This window comes from Brachybacterium sillae (genome assembly GCF_025028335.1).
In the GTDB taxonomy this organism is placed as follows: domain Bacteria; phylum Actinomycetota; class Actinomycetes; order Actinomycetales; family Dermabacteraceae; genus Brachybacterium; species Brachybacterium sillae.
The window spans coordinates 87050-104185 of sequence record NZ_JAFEUW010000001.1 but is presented as its reverse complement, the minus strand read 5'-3'; the positions used below and the strand labels follow the sequence as shown (position 1 = coordinate 104185).

The window sequence follows — 17136 nt, the reverse complement described above, 5'->3', positions numbered from 1 at the left end:
TTAGGCCGTGTTGCTAAATGCTGGTTCGGGGCCTTCGGGTGATCCTTGAGGCGTGTCTCGAGATGTCATCACGGACGAGGTCTGGGAGCTGATCCGGGACGTGTTCCCGCCGGTGAGGACACGGGGCCGTCCTCCGGTGGATCGGCGCACGGTGGTCGAGGCGACCGCGTGGCGGTTCCGCACGGGATCGGCGTGGCGAGACCTGCCCGATCGGTTCGGGAGCTGGAACACGATCTACAAGAACTTCCGGCGGTGGGCGAGCGACGGCGTCTGGGAGGACCTGCTCACCCATGTGCAGAAGCGGGCGTCGCTTCAGGGTGAGATCGACTGGGTCGTGTCGGTGGATTCCTCGATCGCGCGTGTCCATCAGCATGGCGCGACCTTGCCCCGGGTCACAGGGGGATCCATCGAACGACAAGAAGTCGGGGCCGGAGCCTCCTGACCACGCGATCGGCCGGTCACGGGGTGGTTTGACGACGAAGATCCATCTCGTCTGCGACGGGAAGGCCCGGGCGCTGGCGTTCGTCCTCACTGGCGGGCAGGTCGCAGACACGAGCATGTTCACCTGCGTACTCGACGAGATCCACATCCCCGGCCGAGGGCCTGTGGGCACGAGGCCGGATCGGGTGCTCGCGGACAAGGGCTACCCGTCGAAGAAGAACCGGGCCTGCTATCGCTCGCACGCGTTCACCGACGCGCTCGGTGCCGGGGTGAAGCATCGCCGCACCCGCCCCTACCGACCCCAGACGAACGGGAAAGTCGAGCGCTTCAACCGCACCCTCGCCACCGAGTGGGCCTACGCGCAGACCTACCAGTCAGACGCTGACCGCGCAGCCACCTACGACAACTGACTCCATCACTACAACCACCACAGACCCCACACCGGGCTCGGAGGCTCCACCCCCGCCGAACGCGTTCACAACCTCACGGGGAAGAACAGCTAGGATTCCGCCCCAGCCGGCTGGGGGTCTGTGACCGAGCGCTGCAGCTTCCGCCGAACAGGCGGGAGGGCACCTATTGGCACAAAATGCCCGAGGGGGATGGCTCAGCGCCAGCATGCGCGCTGACTGTCCCTTGACCTCGGACCTGACTTGGACCTCTCTGGGGTATCGACGCGGGTTTTGGGTGTATCGGTGCTGGTGAGCGCTTCGCGCCTGCCTGGAGTGACACACTAAGCGGGTGGTGTTCCTGCGGAAGGTAGGACGGCGTCGGGGGCGACGGCTGTGCAGATTGCTGAGCGGCGGAACCGTCGGGATGTGGTCCTGGAGCATCTCGGGTCGGCTCATACCGAAGCCGAGCTCGCCGGCCTGATGGAGGCGGGTCGGGAGAAGATCAACGCTGGTCAGGGCGTCCTCGACCTGGGGACAGCAACGTCGACGAGCCCCGCGACGATCACGTCGAAGCAGTCCCGGCTGCTGCTGGAGACGCTGCAGTCCGCGTGGGCGGCGCTGGGGTTCACGGCGATCGGTGATGAGGCATTCTTCCAGCTCGTCGCCGCACGCCTGATCGAGCCGACCTCGATGAGCGACTCCGCCAGAGTGCTGGCGGAGGTCGGGATCGACCCGGTGCATCGCTCGACGATGAAGCGCTGCCTGGCCCGGATCGCCACGAACGACTACCGCGGCCAGATCGCGACGAGGTGCTTCGAGCATGCCGCGACCAGCGGCGACATCTCGCTGGTGCTCTACGACGTTACGACGCTCTATTTCGAGGCGGAGAACGAGGATGCGCTGAGGAAGGCCGGCTACTCGAAGGAACGCCGCGTGGATCCGCAGATCGTGGTCGGCCTGCTCGTGGACCGGGGCGGGTTCCCGCTGGAGATCGGCTGCTTCGAGGGGAACCATGCTGAGACCCGCACGATCGTCCCGATCATCCGCCAGTTCCAGGCCCGGAACGACCTCGCTGACATGGTCGTGGTCGCGGACGCCGGGATGCTCTCGGCGGCCAACCTGCGCGAGCTCGACGAAGCGGACCTGAAGTTCATCGTCGGCTCACGACAGGCGAAAGCCCCGGGTGACCTGGCCAATCACTTCCATTGGAACGGGGACGCGTTCACGGACGGGCAGCTGATCGACACCATCACGCCCCGCCACGGGAACACGAAACCCTCCACGACGAAGCGCCGCAAGGAGCCGGTCTGGGACGCACAGGAGCATCCCGGGCACTGGCGTGCCATCTGGAGCTACCGCACCAAGCGTGCCACCCGCGACAATCACACCCTCACCGCGCAGGAGAACCGGGCCCGAGCCGTGATCGACGGGGACGCGTCGGTGAAGTCGACCAGATTCGTGAAGACCACCGCGAGCGGCCGATCCCTCGATACGGCCTCGCTCGAGCGGGCACGAAGTCTGGTCGGGCTGAAGGGCTACGTCACGAACATTCCTGCCGCCACGATGCCGGCGGCGGAGGTGGTCTCCAGCTATCACGACCTCTGGCATGTCGAGCAGTCATTCCGGATGAGCAAGACTGACCTGCAGGCCAGGCCCGTGTTCCACCGCACCCGTGACGCGATCGAAGCCCACCTCGCCATCGTGTTCACGGCCCTGGCGATCGCCAGACACCTCCAAGCAGCGACCGGGTTCAGCATCCGCCGGATCATCCGGACACTCCGTCCCCTCCAGGACGTCACTATCACCATCGCCGGGCAAAAGATCACCGCGAGCCCCGAACTCACCGACGACGCCCGACACGTCCTTCAGCGAGTGACACACTAAAGAGGTCCAAGTCAGGCCAGATACACGCGACTGATTTCCTCCTTCAACTCCTCATCGCGAACAGCGCGCGCCGACGGCACACGATTTTTGGCGGCGTAATAGGTCCTCGGAGCGATCTGAACACCGGCCTGGTTCAATACCCGGCAGATCGGCTCGACTCCGAGCTACTTGCCCTCAACGACACGGTCGCGGAAGTGATCGATGTAGTCGATGACCACCGCCACCGGCACCTCACGCTTCGAGGCTTGGTCGTGAGTGGCTACTTGATCTTGCGGTCGAGCTCCGCTGCGGCGAAAAAAGCAGCTGAGGTGCGGAGTATTTCATTGGCGCGGCGCAACTCACGGTTCTCCCGCTCCAGTTGCGCCAGGCGCTCATTCACATCGGTAGGTACTCCCGGACGCTTGCCGGCATCGACCTCTGCGGTGCGCACCCAGGTGCGCAGCGCCTCGGGATGGACATCGAGCTGGGCCGCGATCCGCCGTATCGCCCCATGCTTCGTGGCCGGGTCAGCGATCGCCTCCAGCGCCATCCGGGTGGCCCGCTCCCGCAACTCCTCGATGTACTTCCTCGGTGCTGCCATAGCCCCTCATCCTTCCTGGAATCAGAGCCTGCACCGAACCCGGGGCGCAACAGTCGAGCACGATCTCCTGCTCAATGACCTCACGTGGCAAGGCGGCGAACGGCCGCGTATGGGCCGCGCCCGCATTGTTGACCACCGCGTCGACTCGATGGGTTGTGCAATAGCCCGTGAGCGTCGCGATCCCGTCGCTCGTGGTGAGATCCGCCGCCAGGACCTCGACTCGTGCACCATGGTCAGCCGTGAGCTTTTGCGCGAAGCGTTCCAGCGCCTCACAGTTGCGGGCGGACAGGACGATCGACCATCCCCGGCTCGCGAAGTACTCGGCGAATGCGGCACCGAGACCCCCGGTGGCACCCGTGACCAGCACGACGGGGATAGTGTCTGGCCGCTGGGTGCTCATGGTGCGTCCTTCCGGGCGCGCCGGGTGCGCAGCACGAGGACAGCGGTGATCGCGGTGACGGCCAGGATCGCGCTGCCGACGATGAAGGTGTCGGTCATGGCCGTGGTGAAGGCATCGTTGACCATCGCGATGAACCCTCGCGCGGCCTCGCCGGGCAGTTCCCCGGCAACCATGTGGGCGCCCCCGAGTGTCTCCTTCGCGGCATCGACCGCTTCCTCGGGAAGGCCGACTGCGGAGGATTCGACCCTGTCGCGGTAGATGGAGGTGCCGAAGCTGCCGAGGATCGCGATGCCCATAGCGCCACCGAGCTCGTATGCGGTCTCGCTGATTCCTGCGGCGGCAGCGGCACGATTGGGCGGCGCGGTCGCGATGATGACATCGTTGGTGAGCGTGTCGGTCAGGCCGACTCCGCCACCGATCAGGGCTCCACCGGTAAACGCCAGGGCCATCATCTCGTCGACCCCGAGGCCTGCCAGCACCGCGTAACCGGCTGCGGCGATGAATAGGCCGATGCCGATGAGCCAGCCGATTGGGATCTTGCGAGCGAGAATCGGGGCGAGGATCGCGCCGAGGATCGCGCCGAATGCGATGGGCAGAGCCCAGAGACCCGCTTGCAGAGGAGTCTTTTCGAGGACGAGTTGGATGTACTGGGGGAAGAAGTACAGCACGGTGACCAACGCGAACACGCCGGCAATGTTGGCCAGTACCGCCACGGAGAAGGGCAGTGAGCGAAAGAGCGTGACGTCGACCAGGGGGTTGGCCAGACGTCGCTGCCGGAACGTGAACCAGGTGCCGCCTAAGATGCCGATAGCCAGGAACGCGATGGCGGACCAGCCCCATTCGTACTCGGCGGCGTGCTTGAGTCCGTAGACGAACGCGAGCACGGAGACGATCAGCAGTGCAGCCGATGCGAGATCGAACCGGCCAGGCCGTGAGTCCTTGGACTCCGGAATCAGAAATGGACCGGCAATGAGGAGCACGATCATCAGCGGCACGTTGATGAGGAACACTGCCCCCCATTCGAAGTGCTCCAGGATGGCTCCACCCACGACCGGGCCGAGCCCGGCACCTCCGGCGAACGCTGCTGCCCACACCGAGATCGCCCGCCTGCGCTGATCAGGATCAGCGAAGATGTTGCGGATCAACGACAGGGTCGAGGGCATGAGCGTCGCACCGCCGATACCGAGTAACGCGCGAGCAGCAATGAGCATCTCAGGGCTGGTGGAGAACGCTGCGATCGCCGAAGCGGCACCGAACAGCAGTGATCCGATCAGGAGAAGCCGTCGCCTGCCGATGCGGTCCCCGAGCGAGCCCATCAGGATGAGCAGCCCGGCAAGGAAGATGCCGTAGATGTCGACGATCCACAGCAGCTGACTTGCTGACGGGGCCAAATCTTCGCTGAGTTCTGGGACGGCCACGGCGAGGACCGTGAGGTCGATGCTCATCAGGAGCACGGGCATCGTCAGCAGCCCGAGCGCCACCCAGGACCGGGGTGTCGCACGGGGCGGAGCAGTGTTCGGACCGGTGGACACAGGGTCTCCTCTCATCGGGAACGGTGCCTCCGATCATAGGTTGGACAACTGCCCAAGGCAAGCGCCCAAGGCATGTGTGATAGTTTTGCCCCATGCCTGAGGAGAAACAGCCGAGGCCGCAGATCAGCGCAGATGTGCGCAGGCGCCTGCTCATGGACGCGGCGATGACGGTCATGAAACGCGAGGGGATTGCCGCCGCATCGACGCGCGCGATCTGCCAGGAAGCGGGGATGGCCCATGGCGTGTTCCACTACTGCTTCCGCTCCAAGCACGAGCTTTTCACAGCTCTCATTGAGGCCGACTTCAACGCCCCCCTGGAGGCGGCATGGGGCAAGCTCGGCCCAACCACCGATCCCAAGGACGGGTTCCGCGACCTGTTCGCCGAGTACTGGACCAGCCTGGAGAAGGACGCCGGGCATCAGCTCGTGCTCTCAGAGCTGACGAACTACGCCTTGCGCGACGAGGATCTACGAGATCTGCCGCAGTGGGAGCACGGTGCCTACCGCGATAAGATCGCCCACCATCTCCAGCGGTTCCAGACGCAGCTCGGCGTCGAGTTCACCATCCCCGCCGACGATCTTGCCGAGTTGATCCTTGCCGCGCTTTCGGGGGTGACGACCGCGTGGCTTGCTCATGGAGACGGGGCGATCGCCCGGCGAAGCCTGGACCAGTTCGCGGCCGTGTTCGCCTCGTACGCCTCGTCCTCGCAGTAGGCGCACATGGAAGCGGCCCCGGCGAAGGGTGCATCGCCAGGGCCACGTTCTGGGCGCATCAGAACCCGACCGAATCGCGTAGGCCCCGCAACGTCGCCGCGAAGCCAGCGATGTGCTCCTCGGTGTGGTCGATGTTAGGCATCAACCGGAGACCGGCGCGGCCGCGCTTGACCGCTGGGTATCGGAAGACGGGTACGAGGTATCCGGCTCATCCGAATCCAGGGTGTAGTCGGGGTCTGAACCCGCCGGTCTCGAGCAGGGATCTGGCGATGTAGTTGGTCAGGTTGCGGAACCCCAGCGCCGAGCCGCGCAGGTGCTCGAGCCTGCCGTGGATCGCCTCGGTGGGCCCGTTGGAGGTGCTGGGCCGGTCGAAGTAGGCCAGGACGTCGGTGGCGCGCTTCTTCAGCGTCCTGCCGAGCTTGGTGATCTCGACCAGGGCTTTGGGGACGCCGGTGCTGATCGAGTCGATGAGCCGGGCCATCAGCTCGCGGCCGTGGCGCCGGTTCTCGTGGCGGTAGACGGCGATCATGCGCTGGTAGACGCTCCAGGTGACCTCGACCTCGACGTGGGCGTCGTCGGCGAACAGGGTGTCCAGTCGGTCCTTCTGCTTGTCGTTGAGCAGGTCGGCGCCGGTGGACAGGGTCCGGCGGGCGGCATAGAGCGGGTCGCCCTTGCGGCCGCGGTGCACACAGATGGCCTGCTGAACTCGCCGTCGGCACTCATCGAGCGCCTCGCCAGCGAGGCGCGTGACGTGGAAGGGATCTAGCACGGTCACCACGTCGGGCAGTTCCTCGACGGCGGCGGTCTTGAACCCGGTGAAGCCGTCCATCGCGACCACCTCCACGCCGTCGCGCCACTCCTGCGGGCGGTCGGCCAGCCAGGTCTTGAACGCCTGCTTGGAGCGTCCTTCGACCATGTCCAGCCGCCGTGCCGGGCCGGTGCCATCTCGCACTGGGGTGAGGTCGATGATCACGGTGACGTACCTGTCGCCGCGACGGGTGTGCCTCCACACGTGCTCATCGACCCCGACGGCCTTCACCCCCTCTAAGCGGTGCTCCTCGTCGATCAGCACCCGCTTGCCCTCGGCCAGAACGGCGTCGTTGGCGGTGTCCCAGGCCACCCCGAGCCCCTCGGCGACCCGAGCCACGGTCAGGTGCTGGACCACGATCCCTTCCAGCGCCCACCGCAGAGCGCGCCGAGACAACGTGGTCCGGGGCTCGGCCGCGGCGGTGGTGTCCTGGCGCCACACATACCCGCAGCCGCTGCAGCGGTAACGGCGCACGACGACCTCCAGCGTCGTGGGCCGCCAGCCCAGTGGTTCGTGGGCAAGCCGTCGGACCACGGTGTCACGTGGTCTCCCTTCGCAGCCGCAGCGCCGGCACCACTGGTCGGGCTCGACCACCTGGCAGGCCAATACGGCACGATCCAGCTCGAGTCGCTGCCCGGTGACAACGAGGCCGAGTTCGTCGAGGCGGCAGAAGGCAGTCAGGTCGGGGCTGGCGAACGCATCAGCGCGCCCGCCGACGGTAGCGTCGTGCACGTCGAGGTCTTTCGGGCTGAGTGTGTAGGAGCTCTCATCCTCGGGAGACCTCGACCTCTATCCGGCCACCGACGCGCCGGCCCGCCGCACGACGTGCGCTACACCCTCATCTGGGAAGAGCCCCATTACGCCGCCAAAAATCGTGTGCCGTCGCCGCGCGCTGTTCGCGATGAGGAGTTGAAGGAGGAAATCAGTCGCGTGTATCTGGAGAACTACGGGGTCTACGGGGCACGCAAGGTCCACGCCCAGCTGCGCCGCGAGGGCACCGCGGTCGCCCGGTGCACGGTGGAGCGTTTGATGCGCCAGATGGGCCTGCAGGGCCTACGGCGCGGCAAGCGCCCCAGGACCACGATCAGCGACAACCAGGGGCCCGGTGTGGGTGACTTGGTGGGGCGGACGTTTCGCGCCAAGGCACCCAACTGCCTCTGGGTCGCAGATATCACCTATATCCGTACCTTCTCGGGATGGGTGTATGCCGCATTCGTGCTCGATGCCTTCTCTCGCAGGATCGTCGGCTGGCAAGTATCTACCTCGCTGCACACCAACCTGGCGCTCGATGCCCTGGAAATGGGAATCTGGGCGAGGAAGCGAGCCGGCCAAGATATCTCCGGCCTAGTCCATCATTCCGATCGCGGAGTGCAATACCGTGCGGTGCGCTACACCGAGCGGCTTGCTGAAGCCGAGGCGGTCGCCTCCGTGGGATCGCGAGGCGATTCGTACGACAATGCGATGGCCGAGGCGTTCAACTCGCTATTCAAGGGCGAATTGATCCACAACCCACTCAAACGCGGACGCGGCTGGCAGTCGATCAACGACGTGGAGATCGCCGTCGCCGAGTACATCGACTGGTACAACCACCGTCGCGTCCACGGCGAGCTCGCCCAACGCTCCCCAGCCGAGGTCGAGGAGGCGTACCGGACCACGCGCTACGATCAGCCCGCCGAGCTCACCCGGGCACGGTGACAGACAACGAAGCCTGCATCAGACCCGGGGCGCAACACAGGCCCTCCTCGACGGCGATCGTCTCGATCCTCCGCAGGGTGCTCTCCCGCTCCTCGTCGTCCTGCGGGAGGAAAGCCAGGCCGGCGGCGTACTCGCCGGGGGCGGGCAGCTCGGCGTCGATCACGGCCCGCAGGAAACGATCCGGGAGCTGCAGCAGGATGCCGGCGCCGTCACCGGTGTTCTCCTCGGCTCCGACGGCACCGCGATGGTCCAGGTTCTCCAGCGCCGTGATCGCGAGGGAGACGATGTCGTGCCCGGGGGTGCCGCGGGTGGTGGCGACCATCGCCACGCCGCAGGCGTCGTGCTCATCGGCGGAGCGGTAGAGCCCCTGATCCGCGGGGAGCGCCGAGAAGCGGGAGGACAGCGGACGCATGGGCACCTCTTCCTGGGAGCGAACACGGGCCCGGTGCTCGCCGCACCTCCGCGGGGCGCCGTGCAGGGTCTCCCGCGGCGCTCCGGTGACACCGTCGCGTGAGTCTAGGAGCCCTGCTGCGCCACTGAGATCTCAGGTCCGTGATCCGAGACACCGTCGAGGGGGCGGGGAGACCCGTCCGCCGCCCAGGCCTCGGCCCCGCGCCGGTGCGCCCGCCGGGTGAGCCAGGCGAGCATCGCGACGGCCACGACCACCATCACCAGGGCGACGACGGTGTGGATCCGGAGGGGGCCGATCATCATCACCGGTTCGCTGCGCATGGCGTCGATCCAGGCCCGGCCGGTGGAGTAGATCGCCACGTACAGCCAGAAGATGCGGCCGCCGGCGAGCTGCCAGCGGCGTGCCGCCCACAGCAGCACCAGCACGCCGACGAGGTTCCACAGCTGTTCGTACAGGAACGTCGGATGGTAGGTGCCGGGCACGCACCCGGCGATCTGCTCCCCGTTGGTGACGCAGGGGATGCGCCACGCCCACCAGGCGTCCAGCGGCGGGCCGTAGAGCTCCTGGTTGAACCAGTTGCCGAAGCGCCCGATGGCCTGCGCCACCATAAGGGTCGGCGCGATGGTGTCGGCGAGGGCCGCGAAGGAGACCCGCTTGCGGCGGGCCATCCACCACACGGCCAGGGCACCGGCGGCGACAGCGCCATAGATCGCGAGACCGCCCTGCCAGATGTACAGCACGGCGATCGGGTTGCCACCGGGTCCGAAGAACGGCGCCGGGGAGGTCAGCACATGCCAGACACGAGCACCGATGATGCCCGCGATGACTGCCACGAAGGCGATATCGAAGAGATCATCACCGTTGCCGCCGCGCTCCTCCCACCGGCGGGTGGCCCACCAGATGGCGACGGCGATGCCGGTGAGGATGCACAGGGCGTAGAAGTGGATCGTCAGTGGCCCCAAGGAGATCGCCGAGATCGGCGAGCTGGGGATCTCGGCGCGCAGCATCAACGACCCCGCGCCCGGTCGATGCCGCTGCGCAGATCGCGGGCGGTGCGCGCGAGATCGGCGGTGTCGCCGTTCCCGTCGGCGAGGGCCCGCACGAAGGCGGAACCCACGATGACACCGTCGGCGTAGGCCCCGACCTCGGCGGCCTGGTCGGCGGTGGAGACGCCGAGCCCGACCGCGACGTGGGGGGCGCCGGCGGCGCGGGTGCGCTCGACCAGGCCCTCCGCGGCGGAGCTCACGCTGCTGCGGGTGCCGGTGACTCCCATGGTGCTGGCGGCATAGACGAAACCGCGGCTGTGCCGCACCACGTGTTCGAGTCGCTCGCGCGGGGACGACGGCGCCACCAGGAACACGCGGTCGAGGTCGTGGGCGTCGGAGGCGGCGATCCACTCCCCCGCCTCCTCGGGGATGAGGTCGGGGGTGATGAGGCCGGCGCCGCCGGAGTCCGCCAGGCGCCGCGCGAAGTCCTCCACCCCCTGCGCCTCGACCAGGTTCCAGTAGGTCATGACCAGCAGGGCGGCGCCGGTGTCGGCGAGGGCTTCGAGGATGTCGAACACCTGGCGGGTGCGGAAGCCCTGGGCGAGGGACTGCTCGGTGGCGGCCTGGATCACCGGGCCGTCCATCACCGGGTCCGAGTACGGCAGACCGATCTCGAGGATGTCCACGCCCTCGTCGACCAGAACCTTCGCGGCGTCGATGCACCGGCGGACGTCGGGGAACCCGGCCGGGAGGTACCCGATGAGCGCGGGACGGCCCTCGTCGCGGGTGCGGTCGAGGATCTGTGCGGCGCGCGGTCCGGTGGCGCTCATCGCTGTTCCTCCTGGGGGTTCGCGGACAGCTGGTCCGGCACGGTGCCGGGTCCGTCGAGGGTGGTGCGGGCCAGGGTCTTGAGGGCGGCGAGGTCGCCGCGGGCGGACGCCGGATCGACGTCGCCGCCGCCGAGGCCGAACCAGGTCGAGGCGGAGTCGACGTCCTTGTCACCGCGACCGGAGAGGCTCACCACGATCACGGCCTGCGGGCCGAGCTCCCGGCCGAGGGCGAGGGCCCCGGCGAGGGCGTGCGCCGATTCGATGGCGGGCATGATGCCCTCGGTCATGGACAGCAGGGCGAAGGCGTCCATCGCCTCGGCGTCGGAGATCCCCCGGTACTCGGCGCGGCCGATGTCCGCCAGCCATGAATGCTCGGGCCCGACACCCGGGTAGTCGAGGCCGGCGGAGATGGAGTGGGACTCGATCGTCTGCCCGTCCTCGTCCTGCAGCAGGAAGCTGCGCGCGCCGTGCAGCACCCCGGGGCGGCCCTTCGAGATGGTGGCGGCGTGACGGTCGGTGTCCATGCCGTCGCCGGCGGCCTCGCAGCCGATCAGCCGCACCTCGGGGTCGTCGAGGAAGGCGTGGAAGATGCCCATGGCGTTGGAGCCGCCGCCGACGCAGGCGACGACCGCATCGGGCAGGCGTCCGACGCGCTCCAGAGTCTGCTCGCGGGCCTCCTCACCGATGATCTTCTGGAAGTTCCGCACCAGGGTCGGGAACGGGTGCGGCCCGGCGACGGTGCCGAAGACGTAGTTGGTCGTCTCGACGTTCGTCACCCAGTCCCGGAAGGCCTCGTTGATGGCGTCCTTGAGGGTCCGGGAGCCGTGTTCGACGGGCACCACCTCGGCCCCGAGAAGCCTCATGCGGGCGACGTTCAGGGCCTGGCGGCGGGTGTCCTCGGCGCCCATGTAGATGGTGCAGTCCAGTCCGAACAGGGCGGCGGCGGTGGCGGTGGCGACGCCGTGCTGCCCGGCGCCGGTCTCCGCGATCACCCGCTTCTTGCCCATCCGCACCGTTAGCAGTGCCTGCCCCAGCACGTTGTTGACCTTGTGGCTGCCGGTGTGGTTCAGGTCCTCCCGCTTGAGCAGGATCCGGGCACCGTCGGCGAGACGGGAGAAGCGGGGGGCCTCGGTGAGCAGGCTGGGGCGTCCGGTGAACTCACGGCCCAGGCGATCGAGGTCGGCGAGGAACTCGGGATCGACCAGGGCCTTGTCGGCGGCTTCGGTGAGCTCCTGCAGGGCGGGCACCAGAGCCTCCGGCAGGAAGGCCCCGCCGAAACGCCCGAAGTACGGGCCGGAGTGCTCGCGCAGCGGCAGCTCGGCGGTGTCGTGACGCGGGGTCTCGGTGCTCATGCGTGTTCCTCCCGGGTGGGGATGGTCGGGCGGCCGCGTCGGGCGACGGCGCGGAAGGCGCGGACGGAGGCGGAGGGGTCACCCTGACGGACCAGGGCCTCCCCCACCAGGACGGCATCGGCGCCGGCCACGGCGTAGGACTCGACGTCCTCCACCCCGACGACGGCGGATTCGCCGACCGCGAGGACGTGAGAGGGCATGTGGCGCAGGACGTCGGCGGCGCGGGCGAGGTCCACCTCGAGAGTGCGCAGATCGCGGGCGTTGACGCCGATCAGCGGGCTGCCCCCGGGGGCGGCGGCATCGAGGGCGAGGGCGGTCTCCAGCTCGGCGAGGTCATGGGTCTCGACCAGCGCGGTCATGCCGAGCTCGGTGATCTGTGCGTGGAGCTCCTGCAGCTGCGCCGGGGAGAGGGCCGCGACGATCAGCAGCACGAGGTCGGCACCGTGGGCGCGGGCCTCGAGCACCTGGTACGGGTCGACGACGAAGTCCTTGCGCAGCACCGGGGCGTCGACCCGCGCACGGACGGCGTCGAGGTCCGCGAGCGATCCTCCGAAGCGACGCTGCTCGGTGAGGACGGAGACGGCGCTCGCCCCGGCCTGCGCATAGACGGCGGCGAGAGCGGCGGGGTCGGGGATCGCCGCGAGATCACCCTTGGAGGGGCTGCGGCGTTTGACCTCGGCGATCAGACCGAGGGTGCGGCCGTCCCCCCGCAGCGACGCGAGGGCGTCCCGCGCGGGGGCCCGCTCGGCGAGACGCTCCTCGAGGGCCGGCGGCGGTGTGGCGGCGCGGCGGACGGCGAGGTCCTCCCGGACCCCTGCGATGATCTCGTCGAGAACGGTCCCCGAGGCCATCTCAGCGGCGACGCGCGACCTGGCCGTGGCCGGCAGCGCGCAGGCCGACGCTCGCGACGATCGTGGCCAGGACGATGGCCGCGCCGACGGCGACGATCAGCCAGTTCAGCATGCCAAGACCGATCGCAGCGACGGCGGAACCGAGCACGACGCCCGCGAACATCACCCAGGCGGCGAGGGTCTTGCCCTCGTTGTGCGGCGGGGCGGGCGGGACGACGTAGGTCTTGGACATGGGCTGCCTTCCATCGGGGAGCGACACGGGGCCGGTGGGGTGCCAGGCCCCGCCCATTCTGCCACGTCGGACCACGGCGGACCGGTCCCGTCCCGGGTCGCGCGCTGCTGCCCGGGGCTGGGCTCAGGCGGTGGGGTCCTCACCGCGGCTGAGGGCGTCCCAGTCCCCCGCGGGGTCGTCCGAGGCCTCGCTGCCGGAGGGGCCTCCGACCGGAGCGACCCCGGTCGCTGTGGTGGCGGTGGCGGCCGGGCCACCGGCGTGGTCGAGCTCGTCATCCGGTGGGGGCACGGCCCCGGCGGCGTCGGCCCGCTGGTACCGCGACCGGGTGCGCCGTGTGTTCCATCCGCGCCCGGCCACCAGGGTGAGGACACCGAGGGCGGCCAGCAGTCCGCCGAGCACCAGAGCGACGATCGGCCAGAAGGTGGCGCTCGCCTCGATCTGCGCACCGCGCACCCCGGTCGCGTCCGCGACCCCGGCGACGGCTGCCTGGGCCGGATCGGCGAGCACCAGGGCCGAGGCCGCGACGATCCCGGCGCCGGCGAGGGCGGTCACCGGGCCGGTCACCCACCGCACCCGGGGCGAGGACAGCGTGGTGGCGAGGGCCGCAGCGGCCCCGACCACTCCGAGCGCGACGACCGCGGGGGCGGCGGCGGAGCCGATCACCTCCACCTCGGTCCGGGCACCGGCGAGCGTCGAGCCGAGGGCCCGCACCCAGGTGGCGCGGGACAGGCCCAGCAGCAGCACCGACACGGCGAGCTCGGTCAGGACGAGGGCACGACGTGACAGCACGGGTCAAATCTCCCGCAGGGTGCTCGCGGCGGCGACGGCCCGCAGGGCGGCGGCGGCCTTGGTCTGGGACTCGCGGTGCTCCATCACCGGCACCGAGTCGGCGACCACCCCACCCCCGGCCTGGACGTGCGCGGTGCCGTTCTTCAGCACGGCGGTGCGGATGGCGATGGCCATGTCCATGTCGCCGACGAAGTCGATGTACCCGACGGTGCCGCCGTAGACGCCGCGGCGCACCGGCTCCAGTCGGTCGATGATCCGCATGGCGCTGGGCTTCGGGGCCCCGGAGAGCGTGCCCGCCGGGAAGGTCGCCCGCAGGGTCTCGTACGCCCCCTGCCCCTCACGCAGGGTGCCGGTGACGGTGGAGACGATGTGCTGGATGTGGGAGTACCGCTCGATGTGCATCATGTCCCGCACCACGACACTGCCGGGGTCACAGACCTTCTGCAGGTCGTTGCGGGCGAGGTCCACCAGCATCAGATGCTCGGAGCGCTCCTTCGGATCGGCCAGCAGCTCCTCGGCGATGCGGGCGTCCTCCTCGGGAGTGGCGCCGCGGGGCCGGGAGCCGGCGATCGGATGGGTGGTGGCGGTGCGCCGGCGCACCGTCACCAGGGATTCGGGGCTGGCACCGACGATGTCCAGCGGCTCCCCCTGCCCGTCGACGGTCCGCAGCAGGTACATGTACGGGCTGGGGTTCATGCGTCGCAGCACCCGGTACACCGCCAGCGGGTCGGCGGAGGTCGGCAGGGAGAAGCGCTGCGAGGGCACCACTTGGAAGATCTCCCCGTCGACGATGTCGCGGACGGCGTCCTCCACGGCCCTCTGATAGTCCTCCGGGGCGGTGCGGGCGACCGGCTCGGGGGCTCCGGGGCTGTCGTGCACGACCGGGGCGGAGCGCACCGGCCGGCGCAGCGCCTCCCGCAGGTCTTCCAGGCGGCGCAGGGCGTCGTCGTAGGCGGCGTCCACTCCCTCGTCGGTGCCGTTGAGGTTCAGCGCGTTGGCGACCAGCAGCACACTGCCGTCGACGGCGTCGTGCACCAGGACATCCTGCGCCAGCAGGACGGAGATCTCCGGCACCCCGATCTCATCGGGCGGGGCATCGGGCAGCGTCTCCCATTCGCGCACGGCGTCGTAGGAGATCATCCCGACCAGTCCCCCGGTGAACGGCGGCAGACCGGGGATGCGGGCGCTGCGGAAGGCCCCCGCGACGGCGCGCAGAGTCTCCAGGGGGCTGCCGTCCGTGGGGACGCCGGCCGGGACATCGCCGAACCAGCGAGTGCGCCCCTCGGTCTCGGTGAGGACCGCCCGGGCGGGGGCCCCGATGATCGACCAGCGGGAGTCCTGGCCCTCCCCCGCCGATTCCAGCAGGAAGGTGCCGCGGGCGTCGCCGTCGCCGACGACCCTCCGGTACAGGCTGATGGGGGTGTCCTCATCGGCGAGCACGCGCATGGTGACGGGAACGATGCGCTGGCGGGCGGCGAGGGCGCGGAAGCCCTCGCGGTCGGGTCGTACTCGGCCGAGGTCCTCCCCCTCCCGTCCCGCGACGAGTTCGGGGTAGGCATCCGAGGCGGCAGGGACCGCGGCGGCAGACCCGTCCGTGCTGGCGGAGCGGTCGGGGGTGGGGGCCGGGTCGATCACGGGAGGGTCTCCTCACGGTCGGCGGGATCGAGGACGTGCACGGCCAGGTCCCCGCCGTCGAAGCAGGTACGGGTGCCGCGGTGGCAGGCCGGGCCGACCTGGTCGACGGTCACGAGCAGGGTGTCGGCGTCGCAGTCGAGGGCCACCGAGCGCACCCACTGGACGTGGCCGCTGGTGTCACCCTTGCGCCACAGCTCCCGGCGGGAGCGCGACCAGAATGTCACGCGACCCTCCGTGAGCGTGCGGTGCAGGGCCTCGTCGCTCATCCACCCGACCATCAGCACGTCCCGGCTGGTGGCGTCCTGGATCACGGCGGGGATCAGGCCCTGCGGGTCGCGGCGGATCCGGGCTGCGAGCTCCGGGTCGAGACCGGCCGGGCCCTCGGGGGCGGGCCCCCCGCTCACAGGGCTCGCTCCAGCTCCTCGGCACGGTCGGTCCGTTCCCAGGTGAACTCCGGCAGCTCCCGCCCGAAGTGGCCGTGGACGGAGGTCAGAGAGTAGATCGGCCGCAGCAGGTCGAGCGCCTCGATGATCGCCGCGGGCCGCAGATCGAACACCTTACGGATGGCGGCGGCGAGCTCCCGATCGGGCCGCACACCGGTGCCGAAGGTCTCCACGTACAGGCCGACAGGCTCCGCCCGGCCGATGGCGTACGCCACCTGCACCTCGCAGCGCTGGGCCAGACCCGCCGCGACGACGTTCTTCGCCACCCACCGCATGGCGTAGGCGGCGGAGCGGTCCACCTTCGAGGGGTCCTTGCCGGAGAAGGCGCCGCCACCGTGGCGGGCCATGCCTCCGTAGGTGTCGACGATGATCTTGCGGCCGGTGAGCCCGGCGTCACCCTTGGGGCCACCGATGACGAAACGCCCGGTGGGGTTCACGTGCAGACGGGTGCCGCTGATGTCGAGGCCCTGGGCGGCGAGATCCTCGAGGACGGGCGCGATGACCACCCGCTGGATCGCGGGCGAAAGCTGCGCCATGAGGTCGACCTCGTCGGCGTGCTGGGTGGAGACCACGACGGCCTCGACGGACCGTGCCACGCCGTCGTCGTCGTACCCGATGGTGACCTGGGTCTTGCCATCGGGGCGCAGGTACGGCAGCACCTCGTCGCGCCGGGCGCGGGAGAGGTTCTGTGAGAGGCGGTGAGCGGCGTGGATCGGCAGCGGCATCAGCTCGGGGGTGTCGGAGCAGGCGTAGCCGAACATCAGGCCCTGATCGCCGGCCCCGAGCTCGGCGAAACGCTCGGTGGAGCCGTCGCGCCGCTCGGAGGATTCGTCGACCCCGAGGGCGATGTCGGAGGACTGGGCACCGATCGACACCTCGATGCCGCAGGAGTCGGCGTCGAAGCCCTTGGCGGAGGAGTCGTAGCCGATCTCCCGGATCACATCCCTCACGACCCGCGCGACGTCGCTGTAACCCTCGGTGCGGACCTCCCCGGCCACGTGGACGAGGCCGGTGGTCACGAGGGTCTCCACCGCGACGCGGGAGCCGATGTCCTGGCGCAGGAGGTCGTCGAGGATGGCGTCGGAGATCTGGTCGCAGATCTTGTCCGGGTGGCCCTCGGTCACGGATTCCGAGGTGAAGGATCGCAGGTCCTGGGACATCATA

Annotated in this window: 15 protein-coding genes and 4 pseudogenes; 5 read left to right on the top strand and 14 right to left on the bottom strand. The window is 69.4% G+C overall.

Annotated features, from left to right (window positions below; translation table 11 throughout):
• Positions 1-52 precede the first annotated feature (52 nt).
• The 3 genes and pseudogenes from JSY14_RS00505 (at position 53) to JSY14_RS00490 (ending at position 2714) form a co-directional block, all read left to right on the top strand.
• Positions 53-442 carry an IS5 family transposase gene (locus tag JSY14_RS00505; protein ID WP_259556780.1) on the top strand — a complete coding sequence of 130 codons (390 nt, stop codon included), beginning with the start codon at positions 53-55 and terminating at the stop codon, positions 440-442.
• Positions 372-944, top strand: a pseudogene (locus tag JSY14_RS12420) (integrase core domain-containing protein). Before JSY14_RS00505 ends, JSY14_RS12420 begins: the two are co-directional and overlap by 71 nt.
• A gap of 235 nt (positions 945-1179) precedes the next feature.
• Positions 1180-2714: pseudogene (locus JSY14_RS00490) on the top strand (IS1634 family transposase).
• 262 nt (positions 2715-2976) lie between these two features.
• On the opposite strand, the pseudogene JSY14_RS00480 reads toward JSY14_RS00490, so the two are convergent.
• The 3 genes and pseudogenes from JSY14_RS00480 to JSY14_RS00470 form a co-directional block, all read right to left on the bottom strand.
• Positions 2977-3243: pseudogene (locus JSY14_RS00480) on the bottom strand (transposase); the annotation flags it as partial.
• Positions 3221-3694, bottom strand: a complete 474-nt coding sequence (locus JSY14_RS00475; protein WP_259556778.1) for an SDR family NAD(P)-dependent oxidoreductase — start codon at positions 3692-3694, stop codon at positions 3221-3223. The pseudogene JSY14_RS00480 and the gene JSY14_RS00475, both read right to left, overlap by 23 nt.
• Positions 3691-5139, bottom strand: coding sequence for an MFS transporter (locus JSY14_RS00470; RefSeq protein WP_259556777.1), 1449 nt, complete (start codon positions 5137-5139; stop codon positions 3691-3693). The genes JSY14_RS00475 and JSY14_RS00470 overlap by 4 nt, the downstream gene beginning before the upstream one ends.
• 179 nt (positions 5140-5318) lie before the next feature.
• Here JSY14_RS00470 and JSY14_RS00465 point away from each other — a divergent pair, with 179 nt between their 5' ends.
• A complete protein-coding gene (locus tag JSY14_RS00465) occupies positions 5319-5939 on the top strand; it encodes a TetR/AcrR family transcriptional regulator (RefSeq protein WP_259556776.1) in 621 nt (206 codons plus the stop codon).
• 208 nt (positions 5940-6147) lie between these two features.
• Here JSY14_RS00465 and JSY14_RS00460 read toward each other — a convergent pair whose 3' ends face one another.
• Positions 6148-7479: an ISL3 family transposase gene (locus JSY14_RS00460; protein ID WP_259556775.1), complete on the bottom strand. Its 1332-nt coding sequence runs from the start codon at positions 7477-7479 to the stop codon at positions 6148-6150.
• Positions 7480-7602: 123 nt separating this feature from the next.
• Between JSY14_RS00460 and JSY14_RS00455 the strand changes: the two are divergent.
• Positions 7603-8442, top strand: a pseudogene (locus JSY14_RS00455) (IS3 family transposase); the annotation flags it as partial.
• Here JSY14_RS00455 and JSY14_RS00450 read toward each other — a convergent pair.
• The 10 genes from JSY14_RS00450 to metK form a co-directional block, all read right to left on the bottom strand.
• Positions 8426-8854 carry a hypothetical protein gene (locus tag JSY14_RS00450; protein ID WP_432803581.1) on the bottom strand — a complete coding sequence of 143 codons (429 nt, stop codon included), beginning with the start codon at positions 8852-8854 and terminating at the stop codon, positions 8426-8428. The pseudogene JSY14_RS00455 and the gene JSY14_RS00450 sit on opposite strands and share 17 nt — an antisense overlap.
• 104 nt (positions 8855-8958) lie before the next feature.
• A complete protein-coding gene (lgt, locus tag JSY14_RS00445) occupies positions 8959-9861 on the bottom strand; it encodes a prolipoprotein diacylglyceryl transferase (RefSeq protein WP_259556772.1) in 903 nt (300 codons plus the stop codon).
• On the bottom strand, positions 9861-10670 hold the full coding sequence (gene trpA, locus JSY14_RS00440; RefSeq protein ID WP_259556771.1) for a tryptophan synthase subunit alpha: 810 nt from the start codon (positions 10668-10670) through the stop codon (positions 9861-9863). Before trpA ends, lgt begins: the two co-directional genes overlap by 1 nt.
• Positions 10667-12022 carry a tryptophan synthase subunit beta gene (gene trpB / locus JSY14_RS00435; protein WP_259556770.1) on the bottom strand — a complete coding sequence of 452 codons (1356 nt, stop codon included), beginning with the start codon at positions 12020-12022 and terminating at the stop codon, positions 10667-10669. Before trpB ends, trpA begins: the two co-directional genes overlap by 4 nt.
• Complete coding sequence (gene trpC / locus JSY14_RS00430) at positions 12019-12873, bottom strand: indole-3-glycerol phosphate synthase TrpC (protein WP_259556769.1); 855 nt, start codon at positions 12871-12873, stop codon at positions 12019-12021. Before trpC ends, trpB begins: the two co-directional genes overlap by 4 nt.
• A gap of 1 nt (position 12874) precedes the next feature.
• Complete coding sequence (locus tag JSY14_RS00425) at positions 12875-13105, bottom strand: HGxxPAAW family protein (protein WP_259556768.1); 231 nt, start codon at positions 13103-13105, stop codon at positions 12875-12877.
• Between the two features lie 123 nt (positions 13106-13228).
• Positions 13229-13894, bottom strand: coding sequence for a Trp biosynthesis-associated membrane protein (locus JSY14_RS00420; protein WP_259556767.1), 666 nt, complete (start codon positions 13892-13894; stop codon positions 13229-13231).
• A 3-nt stretch (positions 13895-13897) separates the two neighbouring features.
• On the bottom strand, positions 13898-15529 hold the full coding sequence (locus tag JSY14_RS00415; RefSeq protein WP_259556766.1) for an anthranilate synthase component I: 1632 nt from the start codon (positions 15527-15529) through the stop codon (positions 13898-13900).
• Positions 15526-15933, bottom strand: a complete 408-nt coding sequence (gene hisI / locus JSY14_RS00410) for a phosphoribosyl-AMP cyclohydrolase (RefSeq protein WP_259556765.1) — start codon at positions 15931-15933, stop codon at positions 15526-15528. The genes JSY14_RS00415 and hisI overlap by 4 nt, the downstream gene beginning before the upstream one ends.
• Positions 15930-17135 (bottom strand): methionine adenosyltransferase, encoded by a 1206-nt coding sequence (gene metK / locus JSY14_RS00405; RefSeq protein ID WP_285892235.1) that lies wholly within the window; start codon positions 17133-17135, stop codon positions 15930-15932. Before metK ends, hisI begins: the two co-directional genes overlap by 4 nt.
• Position 17136 lies beyond the last annotated feature (1 nt).

What these genes read in the sequence shown, in the direction of transcription:
- JSY14_RS00475 (WP_259556778.1), bottom strand. Translation starts at nt 3,694, where the DNA reads ATGAGCACCCAGCGGCCAGACACTATCCCCGTCGTGCTGGTCACGGGT.
- JSY14_RS00470 (WP_259556777.1), bottom strand. Translation starts at nt 5,139, where the DNA reads ATGAGCATCGACCTCACGGTCCTCGCCGTGGCCGTCCCAGAACTCAGC.
- JSY14_RS00465 (WP_259556776.1), top strand. Translation starts at nt 5,319, where the DNA reads ATGCCTGAGGAGAAACAGCCGAGGCCGCAGATCAGCGCAGATGTGCGC.
- JSY14_RS00450 (WP_432803581.1), bottom strand. Translation starts at nt 8,854, where the DNA reads ATGCGTCCGCTGTCCTCCCGCTTCTCGGCGCTCCCCGCGGATCAGGGG.
- lgt (WP_259556772.1), bottom strand. Translation starts at nt 9,861, where the DNA reads ATGCTGCGCGCCGAGATCCCCAGCTCGCCGATCTCGGCGATCTCCTTG.
- trpA (WP_259556771.1), bottom strand. Translation starts at nt 10,670, where the DNA reads ATGAGCGCCACCGGACCGCGCGCCGCACAGATCCTCGACCGCACCCGC.
- trpB (WP_259556770.1), bottom strand. Translation starts at nt 12,022, where the DNA reads ATGAGCACCGAGACCCCGCGTCACGACACCGCCGAGCTGCCGCTGCGC.
- trpC (WP_259556769.1), bottom strand. Translation starts at nt 12,873, where the DNA reads ATGGCCTCGGGGACCGTTCTCGACGAGATCATCGCAGGGGTCCGGGAG.
- JSY14_RS00425 (WP_259556768.1), bottom strand. Translation starts at nt 13,105, where the DNA reads ATGTCCAAGACCTACGTCGTCCCGCCCGCCCCGCCGCACAACGAGGGC.
- metK (WP_285892235.1), bottom strand. Translation starts at nt 17,135, where the DNA reads ATGATGTCCCAGGACCTGCGATCCTTCACCTCGGAATCCGTGACCGAG.